The sequence below is a fragment of the Pseudomonas sp. M1 genome (assembly GCF_022760135.1).
GTDB lineage: Bacteria > Pseudomonadota > Gammaproteobacteria > Pseudomonadales > Pseudomonadaceae > Pseudomonas > Pseudomonas citronellolis.
Genome location: NZ_CP094343.1, coordinates 5,585,176 through 5,607,471, shown reverse-complemented (window position 1 = coordinate 5,607,471; position 22,296 = coordinate 5,585,176). Strand labels below are relative to the sequence as shown.

The following is a 22,296-nucleotide window of genomic DNA, read 5'->3' as shown; positions in this document are numbered from 1 at the left end:
GCCTGTGAACGCCACCTACCAACACATCACCGTACTGCTCGAGGAGGCCGTCGAAGCGCTGGCCCCAAGGGCGGGCGGCTGCTATGTGGACGGTACCTTCGGCAGGGGAGGGCACAGCCGGGCCTTGCTTGGCAGGCTGGACCCGGGCGGGCGGTTGCTCGGGTTCGACAAGGACCCCCAGGCGATAGCCACGGGTCAAGCACTGGCGGCCGAAGATGGCCGCTTCGTCGTTGTACAAAGGTCGTTCGCCGAGATGGGCGAAGAGCTGGCCGCGCGCGGCCTGACCGGCCAGGTCGACGGCGTTCTGCTGGACCTGGGCGTGTCCTCGCCGCAGCTGGACGACCCCGAGCGCGGCTTCAGCTTCCTCAACGACGGCCCGCTGGACATGCGCATGGACCCCAGCCGCGGCGTCAGCGCCGCCCAGTGGATCGCCAGCGCCGCCGAGGACGAGATCGCCCGGGTGTTCAAGGAGTACGGCGAGGAACGCTTCGCCAAGCGCATGGCCCGCGCCATCGTGCAGCGCCGGGCGGAGAAGCCCTTCGTGCGCACTGCCGACCTGGCCGCCGTGATCACCGAGGCCAACCCGGCCTGGGAAAAGGGCAAGAACCCGGCCACCCGGGCCTTCCAGGGCCTGCGTATCCACGTCAACAACGAACTGGGCGACCTCGAGCGCGGCCTGGACGCCGCCCTGGAGGCCCTGGCCGTGGGCGGCCGCCTGGTGGTGATCAGCTTCCATTCCCTGGAAGACCGCATCGTCAAGCAGTTCATGCGCAAGCACGCCAAGGGCGAGGCGGACAACCTGCCGCGCGACCTGCCGATCCGCGCCAAGGCCTTCGAGCCGCGCCTGAAGCTGCTGGGCAAGCCGCAGTACGCTTCCGAGGCCGAGCTCAAGGCCAACCCGCGCTCGCGCAGCGCGGTGATGCGCGTGGCGGAGAAGCTGCGATGAGCCGCCTGTTCGCCAAGCGCCTGCCCACCGGCAGCTTCATCATGCTGCTGCTGTTCATCGGCGTGCTGCTGTCGGCGATTTCCGTGGCCTACAGCGCCTACTGGAACCGCCAGCTGCTGAACACCCTGTACACCGAGCTGAGCGTGCGCGACAAGGCGCAGGCCGAATACGGCCGGCTGGTCCTGGAGCAGAGCACCTGGACCGCCTACAACCGCATCGAGACCCTGGCCACCGGCCAGTTGAAGATGCGCGTGCCGGACCCGGCGGAAATCATCATGGTGGCGCCATGAAGAACCTCAACGGCGCGCTCTACCCCTGGCGTTTCCGCGTCGCCGTCGGGCTGCTGCTGGCGATGGTGTCGGCCATCGTCTGGCGCATCGTCGACCTGCACGTGATCGACCACGACTTCCTCCAGGAGCAGGGCGACGCGCGCAGCGTGCGGCACATCTCCATTCCGGCCCACCGCGGGCAGATCACCGACCGCAACGGCGAGCCGCTGGCGGTGAGCACCCCGGTCGCCACCCTCTGGGCCAACCCCAAGGAACTGGTCCTGGAGCGCGACAAGTGGCCGATCCTGGCCCACGCCCTGGGCGTCAACCGCGATGCGTTGAGCGCGCGGCTGGAGCAGATGGCCGACAAGGAATTCATCTACCTGGTCCGAGGGCTGACGCCCGAGCAGGGCGAGGCGGTGATGGCCGAGGTCAAGGCCAACAGGATTCCCGGCGTCTACTCCATCGAGGAGTTTCGTCGTTTCTACCCGGCCGGCGACGTCGCCGCCCAGGTGGTCGGCTTCACCGACGTGGACGACCGCGGCCGCGAGGGCGTCGAGCTGTCCTACGACAGCTGGCTGGCCGGCGTGCCGGGCAAGCGCCAGGTGCTCAAGGACCGCCGCGGCCACCTGATCCGCGACCTGCAGGTGACGCGTAACGCCAAGGCCGGCAAGACCCTGGCGCTGTCCATCGACCTGCGCCTGCAGTACCTGGCCAACCGCGAGCTGCGCAACGCCATCGTCGAGAACGGCGCCAAGGCCGGCAGCCTGGTGATCCTCGACGTGAAGACCGGCGAGGTCCTGGCCATGGCCAACCAGCCGACCTACAACCCGAACAACCGCCGCGACATGCAGCCGGAGATGATGCGCAACCGCGCCATGATCGACGTCTTCGAGCCGGGTTCGACCATGAAGCCGTTCTCCATGAGCGCGGCCCTGGAAACCGGGCGCTGGAAGCCCAGCGACACCGTCGAGGTCTACCCCGGCACCCTGCAGATCGGCCGCTACACCATCCGCGACGTGTCGCGCACCGAAGGTCCGGTGCTGGACCTCACCGGCATCCTCATCCGCTCCAGTAACGTGGGCATGAGCAAGGTCGCCTTCGACATCGGCGGCGAAGCCATCTACCAACTGATGCAGAAGGTCGGCCTCGGCCAGGACACCGGCCTTGGCTTCCCCGGCGAGCGTGTCGGCAACCTGCCCAACTACCGCGAGTGGCGCAAGGCCGAGACCGCGACCCTGTCCTACGGCTACGGCCTGTCGGTCACCGCCATCCAGCTGGCCCATGCCTACGCGGCCCTGGCCAACAACGGCCAGACGGTGCCGCTGACCATGGTCCGCGCCGACCGCCTGCCGACCGCCACCCAGGTGATCCCGGAGCCGGTCGCCAAGACCATGCAGGGCATGCTGCAGCAGGTGGTCGAGGCGCCGAACGGCGTCTACCGCGCCCAGGTCCCCGGCTATCACGTGGCCGGCAAGTCCGGTACCGCGCGCAAGACCCAGACCGGCGCCAAGGGCTACGCCGAGAACTCCTACCGCTCGCTGTTCGCCGGCTTCGGGCCGATGAGCAACCCGCGTTTCGTGGTCGTCGTGGTGATCGATGAACCCAGCAAGGCCGGCTACTTCGGTGGCCTGGTCTCGGCCCCGGTGTTCAGCAAGGTGATGTCCGGCACGCTGCGCTTGATGAACATTCCGCCAGACAACCTGCAGACGACCCCGCAGCAGCAAGCCGATGCTGCGCCCACGAAAGGAGGGCGTGGCTGATGCCGATGAGCCTCAACCAACTGCTGCCGCAGGCCGAAGCCGGCGTGCTGATCCGCGAGCTGACCCTGGACAGCCGCGCGGTCAAGCCGGGCGACCTGTTCCTGGCCATTCCCGGCGCCCAGCATGACGGCCGCGCGCACATCGCCGATGCCGTCGCCCGTGGCGCCGCCGCCATCGCCTACGAAGCCGAGGGCGCGTCCGTCGCGCCCATCGGCGATACGCCGCTGGTCGCCATCAAGGGCCTGGCCGCGCAGCTCTCGGCCATCGCCGGGCGCTTCTACGGCGAGCCCAGCCGCGGCATCGAGCTGATCGGCGTGACCGGCACCAACGGCAAGACCAGCGTCAGCCAGCTGCTGGCCCAGGCCCTGGACCTGCTCGGCCAGCGCTGCGGCATCGTCGGCACCCTCGGCAACGGTTTCCACGACGCCCTGGAAAGCGGCAAGCACACCACGCCCGACGCCCTGGCGCTGCAGGCCACCCTGGCGCGGCTGAAGCAGGCCGGCGCGCGCGCCGTGGCCATGGAAGTGTCCTCCCATGGCCTGGAGCAGGGCCGCGTGGCCGCCCTCGAATTCGACGTCGCGGTGTTCACCAACCTGTCCCGCGACCACCTCGACTACCACGGCACCATGGAAGCCTATGGCGCCGCCAAGGCCCGGCTGTTCGCCTGGCCGGGCCTGAAGTGCCGGGTGATCAACCTGGACGACGCCTTCGGCCGCCAACTGGCCGGCGAAACCCATCCCTCGCGCCTGATGGGCTACAGCCTGGAAGACGCCAGCGCCTTCCTCTATTGCCGCGAGGCGCGCTTCAGCGACGCCGGCGTCGAAGCCCTGCTGGTCACGCCCAAGGGCGAAGGCGTGCTGCGCAGCTCGCTGCTCGGCCGCTTCAACCTGAGCAACCTGCTGGCGGTGGTCGGCGCGCTGCTCGGCCTGGACTACCCGCTGGGCGACATCCTCAAGCTGCTGCCGCAGCTGCAGGGCACGGTGGGCCGCGTGCAGCGCCTGGGCGGCGGCGACAAGCCGCTGGTGGTGGTGGACTACGCCCACACCCCCGACGCCCTGGAGAAAGTCCTGCTGGCGCTGCGCCCGCACGCCCACGGCAAGCTGCTGTGCCTGTTCGGCTGCGGCGGCGACCGCGACCGCGGCAAGCGCCCGATCATGGCCCAGGTGGCCGAACAGCATGCCGACGGCGTGCTGGTGACCGACGACAACCCGCGCAGCGAAGACAGCGCGCGGATCATCGACGACATCCGCGCCGGTTTCGCCAGGCCCGAGGCCGTGCGCTTCGTGCCGGGCCGCGGCCAGGCCATCGCCGAGCTGATCGCCGGCGCCAGCGCCGACGACGTGGTGCTGCTGGCCGGCAAGGGCCATGAGGATTACCAGGAGATCGCCGGCGTCCGCCATCCGTTCTCTGATCTGCAAGAAGCCGCCAAGGCGCTGGCTGCCTGGGAGGTGAAGAAAGATGCTTAAGCCGCTGCTGCTCAGTGAAGTCGCCGCCGCCCTCGAGGGCCGCGTGCTCGGCGCCGACGTCGCCTTCGACGCGGTGAGCACCGACAGCCGCGCCATCGAGGCCGGCCAGCTGTTCGTTGCCCTCGCCGGGCCGCGCTTCGACGGCCACGACTACCTTGCCGAGGTCGCCGCCAAGGGCGCCGTCGCCGCCCTGGTGCAGCGCGAAGTGGCGGATGCGCCGCTGCCGCAACTGCTGGTGGCCGATACCCGCGAGGCCCTTGGCCGCCTGGGCGCGCTGAACCGCGCCGGTTTCACCGGCAAGGTGGCGGCGGTGACCGGCTCCAGCGGCAAGACCACGGTCAAGGAGATGCTCGCCAGCATCCTGCGCACCCAGGGCGAAGTCCTGGCCACCCGCGGCAACCTGAACAACGACCTGGGCGCACCCCTGACCCTGCTGCAGATCGGCCCGCAACACGCCAGCGCGGTGATCGAGCTGGGCGCCTCGCGCGTCGGCGAGATCGCCTACACCGTCGGGCTGACGCGCCCGCAGGTGGCCATCATCACCAACGCCGGCACCGCCCACGTCGGCGAGTTCGGCGGCCAGGACAAGATCGTCCAGGCCAAGGGCGAGATCCTCGAAGGGCTCGACGATACCGGCACCGCCGTGCTCAACCTCGACGACCGCGCCTTCGACACCTGGAAGAAGCGCAATGGCGAACGCCGCCTGCTGAGCTTCGCGCTGAACAAGGCCAGCGCCGACTTCCGCGCCCGCGACCTGCAGCGCGACGCCCGCGGCTGCGTCGGCTTCACCCTGCTGGGGCTGGCCGGCGAGGCGCGCATCCAGCTCAACCTGCTGGGCGAGCACAACGTCGCCAACGCCCTGGCCGCCGCCGCCGCCGCCCACGCCCTTGGCGTGCCGCTGGTCGGGATCGTCCAGGGCCTTGCGCAACTGCAGCCGGTCAAGGGCCGCGCGGTAGCCCAGCTGGCGACCAACGGCATGCGGGTGATCGACGACAGCTACAACGCCAACCCGGCGTCAATCTGCGCGGCCATTGATATACTCGCCGGCTTTTCCGGCCGGACCGTCCTGGTCCTCGGGGACATGGGCGAACTGGGCGCCTGGGCCGAGGCCGCGCACCGCGAGGTGGGCGCCTACGCCGCGGGCAAGGTCGGTGCGCTCTATGCCGTGGGGCCGCTGATGCGCAACGCCGTCGAGGCGTTCGGCGCGGCGGGCCGGCACTTCGCCGACCAGGCCAGCCTGATCCAGGCCCTGGCCGGCGAACCCTCCACCACCACCATTCTGATCAAGGGCTCGCGCAGCGCGGCGATGGACAAGGTCGTCGCGGCGCTGTGCGCGTCCCCCGAGGAGAAACATTAATGCTGCTGCTGCTCGCCGAGTACCTGCAACAGTTCTACAAGGGCTTCGGCGTCTTCCAGTACCTGACCCTGCGCGGCATCCTCAGCGTGCTGACCGCGCTCGCCCTGTCGCTGTGGCTGGGCCCGTGGATGATCCGCACCCTGCAGATCCGCCAGATCGGCCAGGCCGTGCGCAACGACGGGCCGCAGTCGCACCTGTCGAAGAAGGGCACCCCGACCATGGGCGGCGCCCTGATCCTCACCGCCATCGCCATCAGCACCCTGCTCTGGGCCGACTGGTCGAACCGTTACGTCTGGGTGGTGCTGGCCGTGACCCTGCTGTTCGGCGCCATCGGCTGGGTCGACGACTACCGCAAGGTGATCGAGAAGAACTCCCGCGGCCTGCCGAGCCGCTGGAAGTATTTCTGGCAGTCGGTGTTCGGCCTGGGCGCCGCGGTCTTCCTCTACCTGACCGCCGAGACGCCGGTCGAGACCACGCTGATCCTGCCGCTGCTGAAGAACATCGAGATTCCCCTGGGCATCTTCTTCGTGGTGCTGACCTACTTCGTCATCGTCGGCTCCAGCAACGCGGTGAACCTGACCGACGGCCTGGACGGCCTGGCGATCATGCCGACGGTGATGGTCGGCGGCGCCCTGGGCATCTTCTGCTACCTGTCGGGCAACGTGAAATTCGCCGAATACCTGCTGATCCCCAACGTGCCGGGGGCCGGCGAGCTGATCATCTTCTGCGCCGCCATCGTCGGCGCCGGGCTGGGCTTCCTGTGGTTCAACACCTACCCGGCGCAGGTCTTCATGGGCGACGTCGGCGCGCTGGCCCTGGGCGCCGCGCTGGGCACCATCGCGGTGATCGTCCGCCAGGAAATCGTGCTGTTCATCATGGGCGGGGTGTTCGTCATGGAAACCCTGTCGGTGGTCATCCAGGTCGCCAGCTTCAAGCTGACCGGGAAACGGGTGTTCCGCATGGCGCCCATCCACCACCACTTCGAACTCAAGGGCTGGCCGGAGCCGCGCGTGATCGTGCGCTTCTGGATCATCACGGTGATTCTCGTGCTGATCGGCCTGGCCACGTTGAAACTGCGTTGAGGGCAGAGCGAGCATGAGCCTGATCGCTTCGGACAATTTCCGCATCGTTGTCGGCCTCGGCAAGAGCGGCATGTCGCTGGTGCGCTTCCTGGCGCGCCAGGGCGTGCCTTTCGCCGTGGCCGACACCCGCGAGAATCCGCCGGAGCTGGCCACCCTGCGCGCCCAGTACCCGCAGGTGGAAGTCCGCTGCGGCGAGCTGGACGCCGGCTTCCTCTGCCGCGCCAGCGAGCTGTACGTCAGCCCCGGCCTGTCGCTGCGCACGCCGGCGCTGGTCGAGGCCGCCGCCCGTGGCGTGCGCCTGTCCGGCGACATCGACCTGTTCGCCCGCCATGCCAAGGCGCCGATCGTCGCCATCACCGGCTCCAACGCCAAGAGCACCGTGACCACCCTGGTCGGCGAGATGGCCGCGGCGGCCGGCAAGCGCGTGGCCGTGGGCGGCAACCTGGGCACCCCGGCTCTGGACCTGCTGGCCGACGACGTCGAGCTGTACGTGCTGGAGCTGTCCAGCTTCCAGCTGGAGACCTGCGAGCGCCTGGGCGCCGAGGTCGCCACCTGCCTGAACGTCAGCGAAGACCACATGGACCGCTACGACGGCATGGCCGACTACCACCTGGCCAAGCACCGCATCTTCCGCGGCGCCCGCCAGGTGGTGGTGAACCGCGCCGACGCCCTGAGCCGGCCGCTGATCGCCGACTCGGTGCCGTGCTGGACCTTCGGCACCAACAAGCCCGACTTCAAGGCCTTCGGCCTGGTGGAAGAGGGTGGCGAGAAGTACCTGGCCTTCCAGTTCGAGGCGCTGATGCCGGTGCGCGAGCTGAAGATCCGCGGCGCCCACAACCAATCCAACGCCCTGGCCGCCCTGGCCCTGGGCCACGCCGTGGGCCTGTCGTTCGAGCCCATGCTGCGGACCCTGCGTGAATTCGCCGGCCTGGCCCACCGTTGCCAGTGGGTCGGCGAGCGCGCCGGGGTGAGCTTCTATGACGACTCCAAGGCCACCAACGTCGGCGCCGCACTGGCCGCCATCGAGGGCCTGGGCGCCGACATCGACGGCAAGCTGGTGCTGCTCGCCGGCGGCGACGGCAAGGGCGCGGACTTCAGCGCCCTGCGCGAGCCGGTGGCGAAGTTCTGCCGCGCCGTGGTGCTGCTCGGCCGTGATGCCGAGCTGGTCGGCGCCGCGTTGAGCGACGAGACGCCGAAGGTGCGCGTGCAGACCCTGGACGAAGCCGTGCGCAAGGCCGCCGAGCTGGCCAGGCCGGGCGATGCCGTGCTGCTGTCGCCGGCCTGTGCCAGCCTGGACATGTTCAAGAACTTCGAAGAGCGCGGCCGCCTGTTCGCCAGGGCCGTGGAGGAGATCGCCTGATGTTCTCCTTCCTGCGCCCATACCCGTCCCCGCTGATCAGCCGCAACGGCATCGATCTGGACTTCCCGCTGCTCGCCGGTTGCCTGGCGCTGCTCGGCCTGGGTCTGGTGATGGTGACCTCGGCGTCCTCGGAAGTGGCGGCGGCGCAGTCGGGCAACCCGCTGTACTTCTCGGTGCGCCACCTGATCTACCTGGCCATCGGCTTCGTCGCCTGCGGCGTGACCATGCTGACGCCGATGGAGACCTGGCAGCGCCACAGCTGGAAGCTGCTGGGCGTGGCCTTCCTGCTGCTGGTGGCGGTGATCACCCCCGGCGTCGGCCGCGAGGTCAACGGCTCCATGCGCTGGATCGGCTTCGGCCTGTTCAACATCCAGCCCTCGGAGATCGCCAAGGTCTTCGTGGTGGTGTTCATGGCCGGCTACCTGGTGCGCCGCCAGCACGAGGTGCGCGAGAGCTGGATCGGCTTCTTCAAGCCCTTCGCCGTGCTGCTGCCGTTCGCCGGCCTGCTGCTGCGCGAGCCGGACTTCGGCGCCACCGTGGTGATGATGGGCGCCGCGGCGGCCATGCTGTTCCTCGGCGGCGTCGGCCTGTTCCGCTTCGGCCTGATGGTGGCCCTGGCGGTGGGCGCGGTGGCCCTGCTGATCTGGACCCAGCCCTACCGGATGGCGCGCCTGACCAACTTCAGCGACCCCTGGGCCGACCAGTTCGGCGCCGGCTACCAGCTCAGCCAGGCGCTGATCGCCTTCGGCCGCGGCGGCTGGACCGGCATGGGCCTGGGCAACAGCATCCAGAAGCAGTTCTACCTGCCCGAGGCGCACACCGATTTCGTGTTCGCCGTGCTGGCCGAGGAGCTGGGCATCGTCGGCGCCCTGGCCACCGTCGGCCTGTTCGTCTTCGTCGGCCTGCGCGCGCTCTACATCGGCATCTGGGCCGAGCAGGCCAAGCAGTATTTCTCCGCCTACGTGGCCTACGGCCTGGCGTTCCTGTGGATCGGCCAGTTCCTGATCAACGTCGGGGTGAACGTCGGCCTGCTGCCGACCAAGGGCCTGACCCTGCCGTTCCTCAGCTACGGCGGTTCCTCGCTGGTCATCTGCTGCGGCTGCCTGGGCATGCTGCTGCGCATCGAATGGGAGCGGCGCACCGCGGTGGGCAGCGAAGAGTACGAATTCACCGAGGAGGACTTCGCCGATGAAAGGTAACGTCCTCATCATGGCCGGCGGCACCGGCGGCCACGTGTTCCCGGCCCTGGCCTGCGCCCGCGAGTTCCAGGCCCGCGGCTATGCCGTGCACTGGCTCGGCACCCCGCGCGGCATCGAGAACGACCTGGTGCCCAAGGCCGGCCTGCCGCTGCACCTGATCAACGTCAGCGGCCTGCGCGGCAAGGGCCGCCTGGCCCTGCTGCGCGCGCCCTTCGACCTGCTCAAGTCGCTGTTCCAGGCCCTGGGCGTGGTGCGCAAGATCAAGCCAGTCTGCGTGCTCGGCCTGGGTGGCTACGTCACCGGCCCCGGCGGCGTGGCGGCGAAGCTGAGCGGCGCGCCCCTGGTGATCCACGAACAGAACGCCGTCGCCGGCACCGCCAACCGTGGCCTGGCGCCGCTGGCCAAGCGCGTCTGCGAGGCCTTCCCGGACACCTTCCCGGCCAGCGCCAAGCGCCTGACCACCGGCAACCCGGTGCGCGCCGAGCTGTTCCTCGAGGCCGATGCCCGCGCCGATCTGGCCGGCCGCAAGGTCAACCTGCTGGTGCTGGGCGGCAGCCTGGGCGCCGAGCCGCTGAACAAGTTGCTGCCCGAGGCGCTGCGGCTGATCCCCGCCGAGCAGCGCCCGGCCATTCGCCACCAGGCCGGTCGTCAGCATGCCGAAGTCACCGCGGAGCGTTACGCCCAGGCTGGTGTCCAAGCCGACGTCGCTGCGTTCATCGGCGACATGGCCGCGGCCTACGCCTGGGCCGACCTGGTGATCTGCCGCGCCGGCGCCCTGACCGTCAGCGAGCTGACCGCCGCCGGCCTGCCGTCCTTCCTGGTGCCGCTGCCCCACGCGATCGACGACCACCAGACGCGCAATGCCGAATTCCTGGTACGGGAGGGCGCCGCCCGCCTGTTGCCGCAAAAGTCTACCGGCGCCGCCGACCTGGCCGCGCAGCTGTCCGAGGTATCGATGCATCCCGAATCCCTGAAGCAGATGGCCGCCAGCGCCCGGCGCCTGGCCATGCCCGAGGCTACCCGCACGGTAGTCGATGCCTGCCTGGAGGTGGCCCGTGGTTAAGGAACCCAACGGCATCACCCGCACCATGCGGCGCATCCGCCGCATCCACTTCGTCGGCATCGGCGGCGCGGGCATGTGCGGTATCGCCGAAGTGCTGCTGAACCTCGGCTACGAAGTGTCCGGTTCCGACCTCAAGGCCTCGGCTGTGACCGAGCGCCTGGAGAAGTTCGGCGCCCAGGTATTCATCGGCCACCGCGCGGAAAACGCCGACGGCGCCGACGTGCTGGTGGTTTCCAGCGCGGTGAACAAGGCCAACCCGGAAGTCGCCGCCGCCCTGGAGCGCCGCGTGCCGGTGGTGCCGCGCGCGGAAATGCTCGCCGAGCTGATGCGCTACCGCCACGGCATCGCCGTGGCCGGCACCCACGGCAAGACCACCACCACCAGCCTGATCGCCTCGGTGTTCGCCGCCGGTGGGCTGGACCCGACCTTCGTCATCGGCGGCCGCCTGAACGCCGCCGGCACCAACGCGCAGCTGGGCACCAGCCGCTACCTGGTGGCCGAGGCCGACGAGAGCGACGCCAGCTTCCTGCACCTGCAGCCGATGGTCGCCGTGGTCACCAACATCGACGCCGACCACATGGCCACCTACGGCGGCGACTTCAACAAGCTGAAGAAGACCTTCGTCGACTTCCTGCACAACCTGCCGTTCTATGGGCTGGCGGTGATGTGCGTGGACGACCCGGTAGTCCGCGAGATCCTCCCGCAGGTGGCGCGCCCGACCGTCACCTACGGCCTGAGCGAGGACGCCGACGTTCGCGCCATCAACATCCGCCAGGAAGGCATGCGCACCTGGTTCACCGTGCTGCGCCCCGAGCGCGAGCCGCTGGACGTCTCGGTGAACATGCCCGGCCTGCACAACGTGCTGAACTCCCTGGCGACCATCGTCATCGCCACCGACGAAGGCATCTCCGACGAAGCCATCGTCCAGGGCCTGTCCGGTTTCCAGGGCGTCGGCCGGCGCTTCCAGGTCTATGGCGAACTGCAGGTCGACGGCGGCAGCGTGATGCTGGTCGACGACTACGGCCACCACCCGCGCGAAGTCGCGGCGGTGATCAAGGCCGTGCGCGGCGGCTGGCCGGAGCGCCGCCTGGTGATGGTCTACCAGCCGCACCGCTACACCCGCACCCGCGACCTCTACGAAGACTTCGTGCAGGTGCTCGGCGAGGCCAACGTGCTGCTGCTGATGGAGGTCTACCCGGCCGGCGAAGAGCCGATCCCCGGCGCCGACAGCCGCCAGCTGTGCCACAGCATCCGCCAGCGCGGCCAGCTCGACCCGATCTACCTGGAGCGCGACGGCGACCTCGCCGCGCTGCTCAAGCCGCTGCTGCGCGCCGGCGACATCCTGCTCTGCCAGGGCGCCGGCGACATCGGCGGCCTGGCCCCGGCGCTGATCAAGAACCCGATGTTCGGCGGCGACGCCCCGAGGAAGGCGTGATGAACGATGCACTCAAATCCACCCTCGAGCCCCGCGCCTTCGGCCGCGTCGCCGTGCTCTACGGCGGCAAGAGCGCCGAGCGCGAGGTCTCGCTGAAATCCGGCGGCATGGTCCTCAAGGCCCTGCAGGACGCCGGGGTGGACGCCTTCGGCATCGACGTGGGCGACGACCTGCTGCAGCGCCTGCTGAGCGAGAAGATCGACCGCGCCTTCATCATCCTCCACGGCCGTGGCGGCGAGGACGGCAGCATGCAGGGCCTGCTGGAAGTCGCCGGCATTCCCTACACCGGCAGCGGCGTGCTGGCTTCGGCCCTGGCCATGGACAAGCTGCGCACCAAGCGCGTGTGGCTGAGCCTGGGCCTGCCGACGCCGGCCTATGCCGTGCTGGCCAGCGAGGACGACTGCCGCCGCGCCGCGGCGGAACTGGGCTTCCCGCTGATCGTCAAACCGGCCCATGAAGGCTCCAGCATCGGCATGGCCAAGGTCGACGGCGTGGACGCGCTGATCGCCGCCTGGCGCAGCGCCGCCGAATACGATTCGCAAGTGCTGGTCGAGCAGTGGATCAGCGGCCCCGAGTTCACCGTGGCCACCCTGCGCGGCCAGGTGCTGCCGGCCATCGGCCTGGGCACCCCGCACAGCTTCTACGACTACGACGCCAAGTACCTGGCCAGCGACACCCAGTACCGCATCCCCTGCGGCCTGAGCCCCGAGAAGGAGCGCGAGCTGCAGGACCTGTGCGCCCGCGCCTGCGAGGCCCTCGGCATCCAGGGCTGGGGACGGACCGACGTGATGCAGGACGCCGAGGGGCGTTTCTGGCTGCTCGAAGTCAACACCGCACCGGGCATGACCGACCACAGCCTGGTGCCCATGGCCGCGCGCGCGGCCGGCCTGGATTTCCAGCAACTGGTGCTGGCGATCCTCGCCGACAGCGTCGAGGCAAGGGGGTAAGACCATGAACGGCGCGATGCTCCGCCACTCGCAACCCGGTATCGGCCGCGTGCCCGCACGCAAGCCGGTGCCGCGCGGCGCCAGCCGCCTGGTGGCTAAGGAGCCGATCAGCGCTCGCCTGCCCAGGCCCAGCTTCGGCTTCCTGCGCATACTGATGTGGCCGGTGCTGCTGGCCGTGCTGGGCTTCGGCGCCTACCAGGGCGCGCAGTACGTGCTGCCCTACGCCGACCGCCCGATCGCCAAGATCAGCGTCGAAGGCGACCTCAGCTACATCAGCCAGCAGGCGGTGCAGCAGCGCATCGCACCGTTCGTCTCGGCCAGCTTCTTCAGCATCGACCTGGCCGGCATGCGCCAGGAGCTGGAGCAGATGCCCTGGATCGCCCACGCCGAAGTCCGCCGCGTCTGGCCGGACCAGGTGGTGATCCACCTGGAGGAACAACTGCCGGTGGCCCGCTGGGGCGACGAAGCGCTGCTGAACAACCAGGGCCAGGCCTTCGCGCCCCACGAGGTGTCGCACTACGAACACCTGCCGCGCCTGTCCGGCCCGCAGTTCGCCCAGCAGAAGGTGATGCAGCAGTACCAGATCCTCAGCCAACTGCTGCGGCCCCTGGGCTTCACCATCGCCAGCCTGGAGATGAGCTCGCGCGGCGCCTGGACCCTGGATACCGCCCAGGGCGTGCAGATCGTCCTGGGCCGCGACCACACGGTCGAACAGATCCGCCGTTTCGTGACCATCTACGAAAAGGCCCTGAAAGAACAGATATCGAAGATTGCGCGCATCGACATGCGCTACCCCAACGGCCTGGCCGTGGCGTGGCGCGACCCGCTGCCGCAGACGGACGTGGCCCAGGCCGCGCCCGCGCAGTGATTTGAGGAGACAGCAATAAACATGGCAAGCGTGCAGAGCGGCAAGATGGTCGTCGGCCTGGACATCGGCACCTCCAAGGTGGTGGCGCTGGTGGGCGAGGTAGCGGCCGATGGCAAGCTGGAGATCGTCGGCATCGGCACCCATCCGTCGCGCGGCCTGAAGAAGGGCGTGGTGGTGAACATCGAGTCCACCGTGCAGTCCATCCAGCGCGCCATCGACGAGGCGCAGCAGATGGCCGGCTGCCGGATCCACTCGGCCTTCGTCGGCATCGCCGGCAACCACATCCGCAGCCTGAATTCCCACGGCATCGTGGCGATCCGCGACCGCGAGGTGAGCCCGGCCGACATCGACCGCGTGCTCGACGCCGCCCAGGCCGTGGCGATCCCGGCCGACCAGCGGGTGCTGCACACCCTGGCGCAGGACTACGTGATCGACAACCAGGAAGGCGTGCGCGAGCCGCTGGGCATGTCCGGCGTGCGCCTGGAAGCCAAGGTGCACGTGGTGACCTGCGCGGTGAACGCCGCGCAGAACATCGAGAAGTGCGTGCGCCGCTGCGGTCTGGAAGTCGACGACATCATCCTCGAGCAACTGGCTTCGGCCTACTCGGTGATCACCGAGGACGAGAAGGAACTGGGCGTGTGCCTGGTGGACATCGGCGGCGGCACCACCGACATCGCCATCTTCACCGAGGGCGCCATCCGCCATACGGCGGTGATCCCGATCGCCGGCGACCAGGTCACCAACGACATTGCCATGGCCCTGCGCACGCCCACGCAGTACGCCGAGGAAATCAAGATCCGCTACGCCTGCGCACTGGCCAAGCTGGCCGGCGCGGGCGAAACCATCAAGGTGCCCAGCGTCGGCGACCGGCCGCCGCGGGAGCTGTCGCGCCAGGCCCTGGCCGAGGTGGTGGAGCCGCGTTACGACGAACTCTTCACCCTGGTCCAGGCCGAGCTGCGCCGCAGCGGCTACGAAGACCTGATCCCGGCCGGGATCGTCCTGACCGGCGGCACCTCCAAGATGGAAGGCGCCGTGGAGCTGGCCGAAGAGATCTTCCACATGCCGGTGCGCCTGGGCGTGCCGCATGGCGTCAAGGGGCTGACCGACGTCGTGCGCAATCCTATCTATTCCACTGGCGTGGGCCTGCTCATGTATGGCCTGCAGAAGCAATCCGACGGCATCTCCATGTCCGGCGGCAGCTTCAGCGATGAACCCAAGACACCTGTTCTGGAACGGCTCAAACGCTGGGTCCAGGGCAATTTCTGATTTACCGGCGCGGTAAAACGTAGGCGACACAACTAGAAAGGAAGGAGAGGGGAAAATGTTTGAACTCGTCGATAACGTCCCACAAACGGCAGTAATCAAAGTCATCGGTGTCGGTGGTGGCGGCGGCAACGCCGTGAACCACATGGCCAAGAACAACGTCGACGGCGTGGAGTTCATCTGCGCCAACACCGACGCCCAGGCGCTGAAGAACATCGCGGCGCGCACCGTGCTGCAGCTCGGCCCGGGCGTGACCAAGGGCCTGGGCGCCGGCGCCAACCCTGAAGTCGGCCGCCAGGCCGCGATCGAGGATCGCGAGCGCATCGCCGAGGTGCTGGAAGGCGCCGACATGGTCTTCATCACCACCGGTATGGGTGGCGGCACCGGTACCGGTGCGGCGCCGATCATCGCCGAAGTGGCCAAGGAAATGGGCATCCTGACCGTTGCAGTGGTCACCCGTCCGTTCCCGTTCGAAGGCCGCAAGCGCATGCAGATCGCCGACGAGGGCATCCGCTCCCTGGCGGAAAGCGTCGACTCGCTGATCACCATCCCCAACGAGAAGCTGCTGACCATCCTCGGCAAGGACGCCAGCCTCTTGGCCGCCTTCGCCAAGGCGGACGACGTGCTGGCCGGCGCCGTGCGCGGCATCTCCGACATCATCAAGCGTCCGGGCATGATCAACGTCGACTTCGCCGACGTGAAGACCGTGATGAGCGAGATGGGCATGGCCATGATGGGCACCGGCGCCGCCAGCGGCCCGAACCGTGCCCGCGAGGCCACCGAGGCGGCGATCCGCAACCCGCTGCTGGAAGACGTCAACCTGCAGGGCGCGCGCGGCATCCTGGTGAACATCACCGCCGGTCCCGACCTGTCCCTGGGCGAGTACTCCGACGTCGGCAACATCATCGAGCAGTTCGCCTCCGAGCACGCCACCGTCAAGGTGGGCACCGTGATCGATCCGGACATGCGCGACGAACTGCACGTCACAGTGGTCGCCACCGGCCTGGGCGCACGCCTGGAAAAACCGGTCAAGGTGGTCGACAACACCGTGCAGACCCAGGCGGTCAGCAGCCAGGCTCCGGTACAGCGCGAGCAGCAATCGGTGAACTACCGCGACCTGGACCGCCCGACCGTGATGCGCAACCAGGCGCACGGCAGCGCGGCCACCGCGGCCAAGCTCAACCCGCAGGACGACCTGGACTACCTGGACATCCCGGCATTCCTGCGTCGCCAGGCCGATTGAGGCAATTTATCAGGAGTATGAATGTGATTGGTGTTCAGCAAAGGGCGGTTCTGCTATCATCGCCGCCCATTGTTGACAACAGTTCGCAACTTGCGCGAAAGCGGCCAAAGCCATGATCAGACAACGCACCTTGAAGAACATCATCCGGGCCACCGGCGTCGGTCTGCACTCGGGGGAGAAGGTCTACCTCACCCTGAAGCCGGCTCCGGTGGACAGCGGTATCGTGTTCGTCCGTACCGACCTCGACCCGGTGGTGGAAATCCCGGCTCGGGCCTCGAACGTCGGCGAGACCACCATGTCGACCACCCTGGTCAAGGGTGACGTCAAAGTGGATACGGTGGAGCATCTGCTCTCGGCCATGGCTGGCCTGGGCATCGACAACGCCTATGTCGAGCTGTCCGCCTCGGAAGTGCCGATCATGGACGGCAGCGCGGGGCCCTTCGTATTCCTGATCCAATCCGCCGGCCTGCAGGAGCAGGAGGCGGCCAAGAAGTTCATCCGCATCAAGCGTGAAGTGACCGTGGAAGAGGGCGACAAGCGCGCCACTTTCGTTCCCTTCGACGGCTTCAAGGTGAGCTTCGAGATCGATTTCGATCACCCGGTCTTCCGTGGTCGCACCCAGAAGGCGACGGTGGACTTCTCCAGCACTTCCTTCGTCAAGGAAGTCAGCCGCGCGCGGACCTTCGGGTTCATGCGCGACATCGAGTACCTGCGTTCGCAGAACCTGGCGCTCGGTGGCAGCGTGGAGAACGCCATCGTGGTCGACGAGTATCGCGTGCTCAACGAAGACGGCCTTCGTTACGAGGACGAGTTCGTCAAGCACAAGATCCTGGACGCCATCGGTGACCTGTACCTGCTTGGTAACAGCCTTATCGGCGAGTTCCGCGGCTTCAAGTCCGGCCATGCCCTGAACAACCGCCTGCTCCGCGCACTCATCGCGGACAAGGAGGCCTGGGAAGTGGTCACCTTCGAAGACGCGAGCACCGCGCCGATTTCCTACATGCGGCCCGCTGCGGCCGTTTGAGGAAACCTCCTCCTTTCAAGCTGTACATATTGAAGGCCACTCTCGGGTGGCCTTTTTTTATGCGCGCGAAATGGCGCGGGCAAGAGGCTTGGAGTTTGGAGGGGGAAAGTTCTCACGAGTTCATCGGCAAGCGCCGACGAGGGGCGTTATGAGACCGGCGGTAGGCGAGGGGTTCAGTCTTCGCGCGGGCGGCTGCGGCTGGCCAGGCGTTCCAGCGCCGCGCGCAGGCGCGGGTTGGCGATGCCTTCGGCGGCCTCCTGCAGGGCCTCGGCGGCGGCGGGGGAGAGCTGGTGGGTGCGCACCGGCGCCTGGCGCTCGACCTGGGGCTGGACCTTGAACAGGATGTGCTGCAGCCCGGCGAACTCGTCGAACATCTGCAACTGGCGCAGCAGGCGCTTCTGCTGGTAGCGCAGGCGCGTGGCCCAGTGCGCGTCGGTGAGCACCAGCAGCAGGTTGCCGCCGCGCCAGGAGGCGACCCGGCAGTGCGGGCGCGCGGCCGGCTGCAGCTGGCTGTCGAGCAGCTGTTGCAACTGGGCGAGGCGCTGGGCCTCGTTGAACAGCGACTGCAGCGGCTTGGCTTCGCGCAGCAGCTTGGTGGTGGCCTGTGCGGGCAGCGGGCGGAACGCCATGGTGAAAATTCCGGGGTTGTTGAGCGCCGATGGTATCAGAATGCGGTCATCGCAGGCCGTCGCGCCGACGCCCGCCGGCGCCGAGCCTTGAACTTTGCCGGCGCGACACAATATAAAGCAGGCGGACTGCCAGTCCTCCCCCGAGTTCCTGCCGGGCAATGTGCGCGCATGGAAAGTCCCCGGCATGACCTGGGCACTTCTTTCGTTCACGTTTCCGAGTAGAATGCCCCCTTTGCCGTCGATGCAAGCCGCGGCCAGCCAGTCGGGCAGCCCTCCATTCCCCAAGTTCGGATGACCCAGTCGATATGTTTGCGCCTTTGTTGAAAAAACTCTTTGGAAGCAAGAACGAGCGTGAAGTGAAGCGCATGGCCAAGCAGGTCCAGGCCATCAATGCGCTCGAACCACAGATGGTGGCGCTTTCCGATGAGCAACTGAAGGCCAAGACCGAGGAATTCAAGCAGCGCCTGGCCAAGGGCGAGACCCTCGACCAGATCCTCCCGGAAGCCTTCGCCGTGTGCCGCGAGGCGGGCAAGCGGGTGATGGGCATGCGTCACTTCGACGTCCAGCTGATCGGCGGCATGACCTTGCACGAGGGCAAGATCGCCGAGATGCGCACCGGCGAGGGCAAGACCCTGGTGGGCACCCTGGCGGTGTACCTGAACGCGCTGTCCGGCAAGGGCGTGCACGTGGTCACCGTAAACGACTACCTGGCCCGCCGCGACGCCAACTGGATGCGTCCGCTGTACGAGTTCCTCGGCCTCTCGGTGGGCATCGTCACGCCCTTCCAGCCGCCGGAAGAGAAGCGCGCGGCCTACGCCTCGGACATCACCTACGGCACCAACAACGAATTCGGCTTCGACTACCTGCGCGACAACATGGCCTTCAGCCTGCAGGACAAGTTCCAGCGCGAGCTGAACTTCGCCGTGGTCGACGAAGTGGACTCCATCCTCATCGACGAGGCGCGGACCCCGCTGATCATCTCCGGCCAGGCCGAAGACAGCTCCGAGCTGTACATCAAGATCAACAAGCTGATCCCGCGCCTGAAGCGCCACATCGAGGAAGTCGAAGGCCAGGTGACCCAGCAGGGCCACTACAGCATCGACGAGAAGACCCGCCAGGTCGAACTCAACGAGCAGGGCCACGCCTACGTCGAGGAACTGCTGAGCCAGGCCGGCCTGCTCGGCGAGGGCGAGAGCCTCTACTCGGCGCACAACCTCAGCCTGCTGACCCACGTCTACGCCGCGCTGCGCGCCCACACCCTGTTCCACCGCAACGTCGAGTACATCGTCCAGGGCGACCAGGTCCTGCTGATCGACGAGCACACCGGCCGCACCATGCCCGGCCGCCGCCTCTCCGAGGGCCTGCACCAGGCCATCGAGGCCAAGGAAAACCTGCCGATCCAGGCCGAAAGCCAGACCCTGGCCTCCACCACCTTCCAGAACTACTTCCGCCTCTACACCAAGCTGTCCGGCATGACCGGCACCGCCGACACCGAGGCCTTCGAGTTCCGCCAGATCTACGGCCTGGACGTGGTGGTGATCCCGACCCACCGGCCGGTCGCCCGTAAGGACTTCAACGACCTGGTCTACCTGACCCAGGAAGAGAAGTACGCCGCGATCATCACCGACATCCAGCAGAGCCAGGCCCTGGGCCGGCCGATCCTGGTCGGTACCGCGTCCATCGAGACCTCCGAGTACGTGTCCAAGCTGCTGGAGCAGGCCGGCATCGAGCACAAGGTGCTCAACGCCAAGTACCACGAGAAGGAAGCCGAGATCATCGCGCAGGCCGGCGCGCCGGGCTCGGTGACCATCGCCACCAACATGGCCGGCCGTGGTACCGACATCCTCCTGGGCGGCAACTGGGAAGCCGAGATCGCCAGCCTGGAGAACCCCAGCGACGAGCAGATCGCCCAGATCAAGGCCGAGTGGCAGAAGCGCCACCAGCAGGTGATCGAGGCCGGCGGCCTGCATGTGATCGCCTCCGAGCGCCACGAGTCCCGCCGTATCGACAACCAGCTGCGGGGCCGTTCCGGCCGCCAGGGCGACCCGGGTTCCAGCCGCTTCTACCTGTCGCTGGAAGACAACCTGATGCGCATCTTCGCCTCCGACCGGGTGAAGAACTTCATGAAGGCCCTGGGCATGCAGCCGGGCGAGGCCATCGAGCACCGCATGGTCAGCAACGCCATCGAGAAGGCGCAGCGCAAGGTCGAAGGCCGCAACTTCGACATCCGCAAGCAACTGCTCGAATTCGACGACGTGGCCAACGAGCAGCGCAAGGTGATCTACCACATGCGCAACAGCCTGCTGGCCGCGGAGAACATCGGCGACACCATCGCCGAGTTCCGCGAGGAAGTGCTGAACAACACCATCAGCCAGCACATCCCGCCGCAGTCGCTGCCCGAGCAGTGGGATATCGCCGGCCTGGAAGCCGCGCTGTACAGCGACTTCGGCCTGAAGCTGCCGGTCCAGCAGTGGCTGGACGACGACGAGAAGCTCTACGAGGAGACCCTGCGCGAGAAGATCCTCGCCGAGCTGGTCGCCGCCTACAACGAGAAGGAAGACCTGGCCGGCGCCGAGGCCCTGCGCACCTTCGAGAAGCAGATGCTGCTGCGCGTGCTGGACGACCTGTGGAAGGACCACCTGTCCACCATGGACCACCTGCGCCACGGCATCCACCTGCGCGGCTACGCGCAGAAGAACCCGAAGCAGGAGTACAAGCGCGAGTCCTTCAACCTGTTCCAGGAACTGCTGGACTCGATCAAGCGCGACACCATCCGCGTGCTGTCCTTCGTCCAGGTCCGCCGCGAGGACCCGGCCGAGGAAGAGGCGCGCCTGCGCCGCGAAGCCGAGGAAATGGCCAAGCGCATGCAGTTCCAGCATGCCGAGGCGCCGTCCATCGACCAGGCCCCCGATGCCGAGGAAGGCGAAGAGGGCGAACAGGGCCCGGGTCAGGTCGTGCCGCTGGAGCCGGTGCGCGCCGAGCCGAAGATCGGCCGCAACGAGCTGTGCCCCTGCGGCTCCGGCAAGAAGTACAAGCATTGCCACGGCCAGGTGAACTGATCCGCCTGCCGTCGTAACCCCCGACGCCGCGACCGGCCCTGCCGCTCGCGGCGTTTTTCACATTCGATCCACCCTTTTTCGTAAGGAGCACATCCATGGCTGTCGGTCTCGGCCCCATCTCCACCCTGCACCCGGTCCCCGGCTTCGAACTCGGCATCGCTTCCGCCGGCATCAAGCGCCCCGGTCGCAAGGACGTCGTGGTGATGCGATGCGCCGAAGGCTCCAGCGTGGCGGGTGTGTTCACCACCAACGCCTTCTGCGCCGCCCCCGTGCTGCTGTGCAAGCAGCGCTTCCTCGGGCCGGTGCGCTACCTGGTGACCAACACCGGCAACGCCAACGCCGGCACCGGCGAGCCGGGCCTGGCCAACGCCTCGGCGGTGTGCGCCAAGCTGGCCGAACTGGCCGGCGTGGACGAAAGCCAGGTGCTGCCGTTCTCCACCGGGGTGATCGGCGAGCCGCTGCCGGTGGCCAAGATCGAAGCCGCGCTGCCGGCCGCCCTGGCCGCCCTGGGCCCGGACAACTGGGCCGAGGCCGCCGCCGGCATCATGACCACCGATACCCTGCCCAAGGGCGCCAGCCGCCAGTTCGTGCATGACGGCGTCACCGTCACCGTCACCGGCATCAGCAAGGGCGCCGGCATGATCAAGCCGAACATGGCCACCATGCTCGGCTACATCGCCACCGACGCCAAGGTCGCCCAGGGCGTGCTGCAGGACCTGCTGCGCGACGCGGCGAACAAGTCGTTCAACCGCATCACCATCGACGGCGATACCTCCACCAACGACAGCTGCATCCTGGTCGCCACCGGCCAGGCCGTGCTGCCGGAGATCACCCAGGCCAGCGGCGCGCTGTTCAGCGCCCTGAAGCAGGCGGTGATCGAGGTGTCCATGGAGTTGGCCCAGGCCATCGTCCGCGACGGCGAGGGCGCTACCAAGTTCGTCACCGTGCAGGTCAACGGCGGCGGCACCCACCAGGAGTGCCTGGACGTCGGCTACGCCGTGGCCCACTCGCCGCTGATCAAGACCGCGCTGTTCGCCTCCGACCCTAACTGGGGCCGCATCCTGGCCGCGGTCGGCTACGCCGGCGTGCCGAACCTGGACGTCAGCAGGATCGACGTCTTCCTCGACGAAGTCTGCATCGCCAGCCGCGGCTGCCGCGCCGCCAGCTACACCGAGGACCAGGGCGCGCGGGTGATGGCCCAGGAAGAGATCACCATCCGCATCGAGCTGGGCCGCGGCGACTGCAGCGAGACCATCTGGACCACCGACCTGTCCCATGAGTACGTGAAGATCAACGCGGAATACAGGACTTGATGGGAGCGGG

18 protein-coding genes are annotated in these 22,296 nt (G+C 68.1%); 17 read left to right on the top strand and 1 reads right to left on the bottom strand.

The window, feature by feature from the left end; genetic code table 11:
* The first annotated feature begins 4 nt into the window (after positions 1 to 4).
* The 15 genes from rsmH to lpxC all read left to right on the top strand — a co-directional run bounded on the left by rsmH (position 5) and on the right by lpxC (position 17,285).
* Positions 5 to 946 (top strand): 16S rRNA (cytosine(1402)-N(4))-methyltransferase RsmH, encoded by a 942-nt coding sequence (gene rsmH / locus PM1_RS24760; RefSeq protein WP_009617904.1) that lies wholly within the window; start codon positions 5 to 7, stop codon positions 944 to 946.
* Positions 943 to 1,236 carry a cell division protein FtsL gene (ftsL, locus tag PM1_RS24755; RefSeq protein WP_009617905.1) on the top strand — a complete coding sequence of 98 codons (294 nt, stop codon included), beginning with the start codon at positions 943 to 945 and terminating at the stop codon, positions 1,234 to 1,236. Before rsmH ends, ftsL begins: the two co-directional genes overlap by 4 nt.
* Positions 1,233 to 2,978, top strand: coding sequence for a peptidoglycan D,D-transpeptidase FtsI family protein (locus tag PM1_RS24750; protein ID WP_009617906.1), 1,746 nt, complete (start codon positions 1,233 to 1,235; stop codon positions 2,976 to 2,978). Before ftsL ends, PM1_RS24750 begins: the two co-directional genes overlap by 4 nt.
* Positions 2,978 to 4,444 (top strand): UDP-N-acetylmuramoyl-L-alanyl-D-glutamate--2,6-diaminopimelate ligase, encoded by a 1,467-nt coding sequence (locus tag PM1_RS24745; protein ID WP_009617908.1) that lies wholly within the window; start codon positions 2,978 to 2,980, stop codon positions 4,442 to 4,444. Before PM1_RS24750 ends, PM1_RS24745 begins: the two co-directional genes overlap by 1 nt.
* Positions 4,437 to 5,801: a UDP-N-acetylmuramoyl-tripeptide--D-alanyl-D-alanine ligase gene (locus tag PM1_RS24740; protein ID WP_009617909.1), complete on the top strand. Its 1,365-nt coding sequence runs from the start codon at positions 4,437 to 4,439 to the stop codon at positions 5,799 to 5,801. Before PM1_RS24745 ends, PM1_RS24740 begins: the two co-directional genes overlap by 8 nt.
* A complete protein-coding gene (gene mraY, locus PM1_RS24735; RefSeq protein ID WP_009617910.1) occupies positions 5,801 to 6,883 on the top strand; it encodes a phospho-N-acetylmuramoyl-pentapeptide-transferase in 1,083 nt (360 codons plus the stop codon). Before PM1_RS24740 ends, mraY begins: the two co-directional genes overlap by 1 nt.
* Before the next feature lie 13 nt (positions 6,884 to 6,896).
* Positions 6,897 to 8,243, top strand: coding sequence for a UDP-N-acetylmuramoyl-L-alanine--D-glutamate ligase (gene murD / locus PM1_RS24730; protein WP_009617911.1), 1,347 nt, complete (start codon positions 6,897 to 6,899; stop codon positions 8,241 to 8,243).
* Positions 8,243 to 9,442 (top strand): putative lipid II flippase FtsW, encoded by a 1,200-nt coding sequence (gene ftsW, locus PM1_RS24725; protein ID WP_009617913.1) that lies wholly within the window; start codon positions 8,243 to 8,245, stop codon positions 9,440 to 9,442. The genes murD and ftsW overlap by 1 nt, the downstream gene beginning before the upstream one ends.
* Positions 9,432 to 10,505: an undecaprenyldiphospho-muramoylpentapeptide beta-N-acetylglucosaminyltransferase gene (murG, locus tag PM1_RS24720; RefSeq protein WP_009617915.1), complete on the top strand. Its 1,074-nt coding sequence runs from the start codon at positions 9,432 to 9,434 to the stop codon at positions 10,503 to 10,505. The genes ftsW and murG overlap by 11 nt, the downstream gene beginning before the upstream one ends.
* The gene (gene murC, locus PM1_RS24715; protein ID WP_009617917.1) at positions 10,498 to 11,940 is read left to right on the top strand and encodes a UDP-N-acetylmuramate--L-alanine ligase; all 1,443 of its coding nucleotides are present in this window, start codon (positions 10,498 to 10,500) and stop codon (positions 11,938 to 11,940) included. Before murG ends, murC begins: the two co-directional genes overlap by 8 nt.
* The gene (locus PM1_RS24710) at positions 11,940 to 12,887 is read left to right on the top strand and encodes a D-alanine--D-alanine ligase (RefSeq protein WP_009617919.1); all 948 of its coding nucleotides are present in this window, start codon (positions 11,940 to 11,942) and stop codon (positions 12,885 to 12,887) included. Before murC ends, PM1_RS24710 begins: the two co-directional genes overlap by 1 nt.
* A gap of 4 nt (positions 12,888 to 12,891) precedes the next feature.
* The gene (locus PM1_RS24705) at positions 12,892 to 13,755 is read left to right on the top strand and encodes a cell division protein FtsQ/DivIB (RefSeq protein ID WP_009617921.1); all 864 of its coding nucleotides are present in this window, start codon (positions 12,892 to 12,894) and stop codon (positions 13,753 to 13,755) included.
* A 21-nt stretch (positions 13,756 to 13,776) separates the two neighbouring features.
* Complete coding sequence (ftsA, locus tag PM1_RS24700; RefSeq protein WP_009617923.1) at positions 13,777 to 15,021, top strand: cell division protein FtsA; 1,245 nt, start codon at positions 13,777 to 13,779, stop codon at positions 15,019 to 15,021.
* Positions 15,022 to 15,076: 55 nt separating this feature from the next.
* The gene (ftsZ, locus tag PM1_RS24695) at positions 15,077 to 16,261 is read left to right on the top strand and encodes a cell division protein FtsZ (RefSeq protein WP_009617925.1); all 1,185 of its coding nucleotides are present in this window, start codon (positions 15,077 to 15,079) and stop codon (positions 16,259 to 16,261) included.
* A gap of 112 nt (positions 16,262 to 16,373) precedes the next feature.
* On the top strand, positions 16,374 to 17,285 hold the full coding sequence (lpxC, locus tag PM1_RS24690; RefSeq protein WP_009617927.1) for a UDP-3-O-acyl-N-acetylglucosamine deacetylase: 912 nt from the start codon (positions 16,374 to 16,376) through the stop codon (positions 17,283 to 17,285).
* A gap of 173 nt (positions 17,286 to 17,458) precedes the next feature.
* On the opposite strand, the gene PM1_RS24685 is transcribed toward lpxC, so the two are convergent.
* Entirely contained in the window at positions 17,459 to 17,914 is a 456-nt protein-coding gene (locus tag PM1_RS24685; protein ID WP_009617929.1) for a DciA family protein, read from the bottom strand.
* Between the two features lie 305 nt (positions 17,915 to 18,219).
* Here PM1_RS24685 and secA point away from each other — a divergent pair, with 305 nt between their 5' ends.
* Positions 18,220 to 20,973: a preprotein translocase subunit SecA gene (secA, locus tag PM1_RS24680; RefSeq protein ID WP_009617931.1), complete on the top strand. Its 2,754-nt coding sequence runs from the start codon at positions 18,220 to 18,222 to the stop codon at positions 20,971 to 20,973.
* 95 nt (positions 20,974 to 21,068) lie between these two features.
* A complete protein-coding gene (gene argJ, locus PM1_RS24675; protein WP_009617932.1) occupies positions 21,069 to 22,286 on the top strand; it encodes a bifunctional glutamate N-acetyltransferase/amino-acid acetyltransferase ArgJ in 1,218 nt (405 codons plus the stop codon).
* The last annotated feature ends 10 nt before the right edge of the window (positions 22,287 to 22,296 follow it).

Excerpts from the sequence above, each read along its gene's own strand:
- ftsL (WP_009617905.1), top strand. The coding sequence starts at position 943 with ATGAGCCGCCTGTTCGCCAAGCGCCTGCCCACCGGCAGCTTCATCATG.
- PM1_RS24750 (WP_009617906.1), top strand. The coding sequence starts at position 1,233 with ATGAAGAACCTCAACGGCGCGCTCTACCCCTGGCGTTTCCGCGTCGCC.
- PM1_RS24745 (WP_009617908.1), top strand. The coding sequence starts at position 2,978 with ATGCCGATGAGCCTCAACCAACTGCTGCCGCAGGCCGAAGCCGGCGTG.
- PM1_RS24740 (WP_009617909.1), top strand. The coding sequence starts at position 4,437 with ATGCTTAAGCCGCTGCTGCTCAGTGAAGTCGCCGCCGCCCTCGAGGGC.
- mraY (WP_009617910.1), top strand. The coding sequence starts at position 5,801 with ATGCTGCTGCTGCTCGCCGAGTACCTGCAACAGTTCTACAAGGGCTTC.
- murD (WP_009617911.1), top strand. The coding sequence starts at position 6,897 with ATGAGCCTGATCGCTTCGGACAATTTCCGCATCGTTGTCGGCCTCGGC.
- ftsW (WP_009617913.1), top strand. The coding sequence starts at position 8,243 with ATGTTCTCCTTCCTGCGCCCATACCCGTCCCCGCTGATCAGCCGCAAC.
- murG (WP_009617915.1), top strand. The coding sequence starts at position 9,432 with ATGAAAGGTAACGTCCTCATCATGGCCGGCGGCACCGGCGGCCACGTG.
- PM1_RS24710 (WP_009617919.1), top strand. The coding sequence starts at position 11,940 with ATGAACGATGCACTCAAATCCACCCTCGAGCCCCGCGCCTTCGGCCGC.
- PM1_RS24705 (WP_009617921.1), top strand. The coding sequence starts at position 12,892 with ATGAACGGCGCGATGCTCCGCCACTCGCAACCCGGTATCGGCCGCGTG.
- ftsA (WP_009617923.1), top strand. The coding sequence starts at position 13,777 with ATGGCAAGCGTGCAGAGCGGCAAGATGGTCGTCGGCCTGGACATCGGC.
- ftsZ (WP_009617925.1), top strand. The coding sequence starts at position 15,077 with ATGTTTGAACTCGTCGATAACGTCCCACAAACGGCAGTAATCAAAGTC.
- lpxC (WP_009617927.1), top strand. The coding sequence starts at position 16,374 with ATGATCAGACAACGCACCTTGAAGAACATCATCCGGGCCACCGGCGTC.
- PM1_RS24685 (WP_009617929.1), bottom strand. The coding sequence starts at position 17,914 with ATGGCGTTCCGCCCGCTGCCCGCACAGGCCACCACCAAGCTGCTGCGC.
- secA (WP_009617931.1), top strand. The coding sequence starts at position 18,220 with ATGTTTGCGCCTTTGTTGAAAAAACTCTTTGGAAGCAAGAACGAGCGT.
- argJ (WP_009617932.1), top strand. The coding sequence starts at position 21,069 with ATGGCTGTCGGTCTCGGCCCCATCTCCACCCTGCACCCGGTCCCCGGC.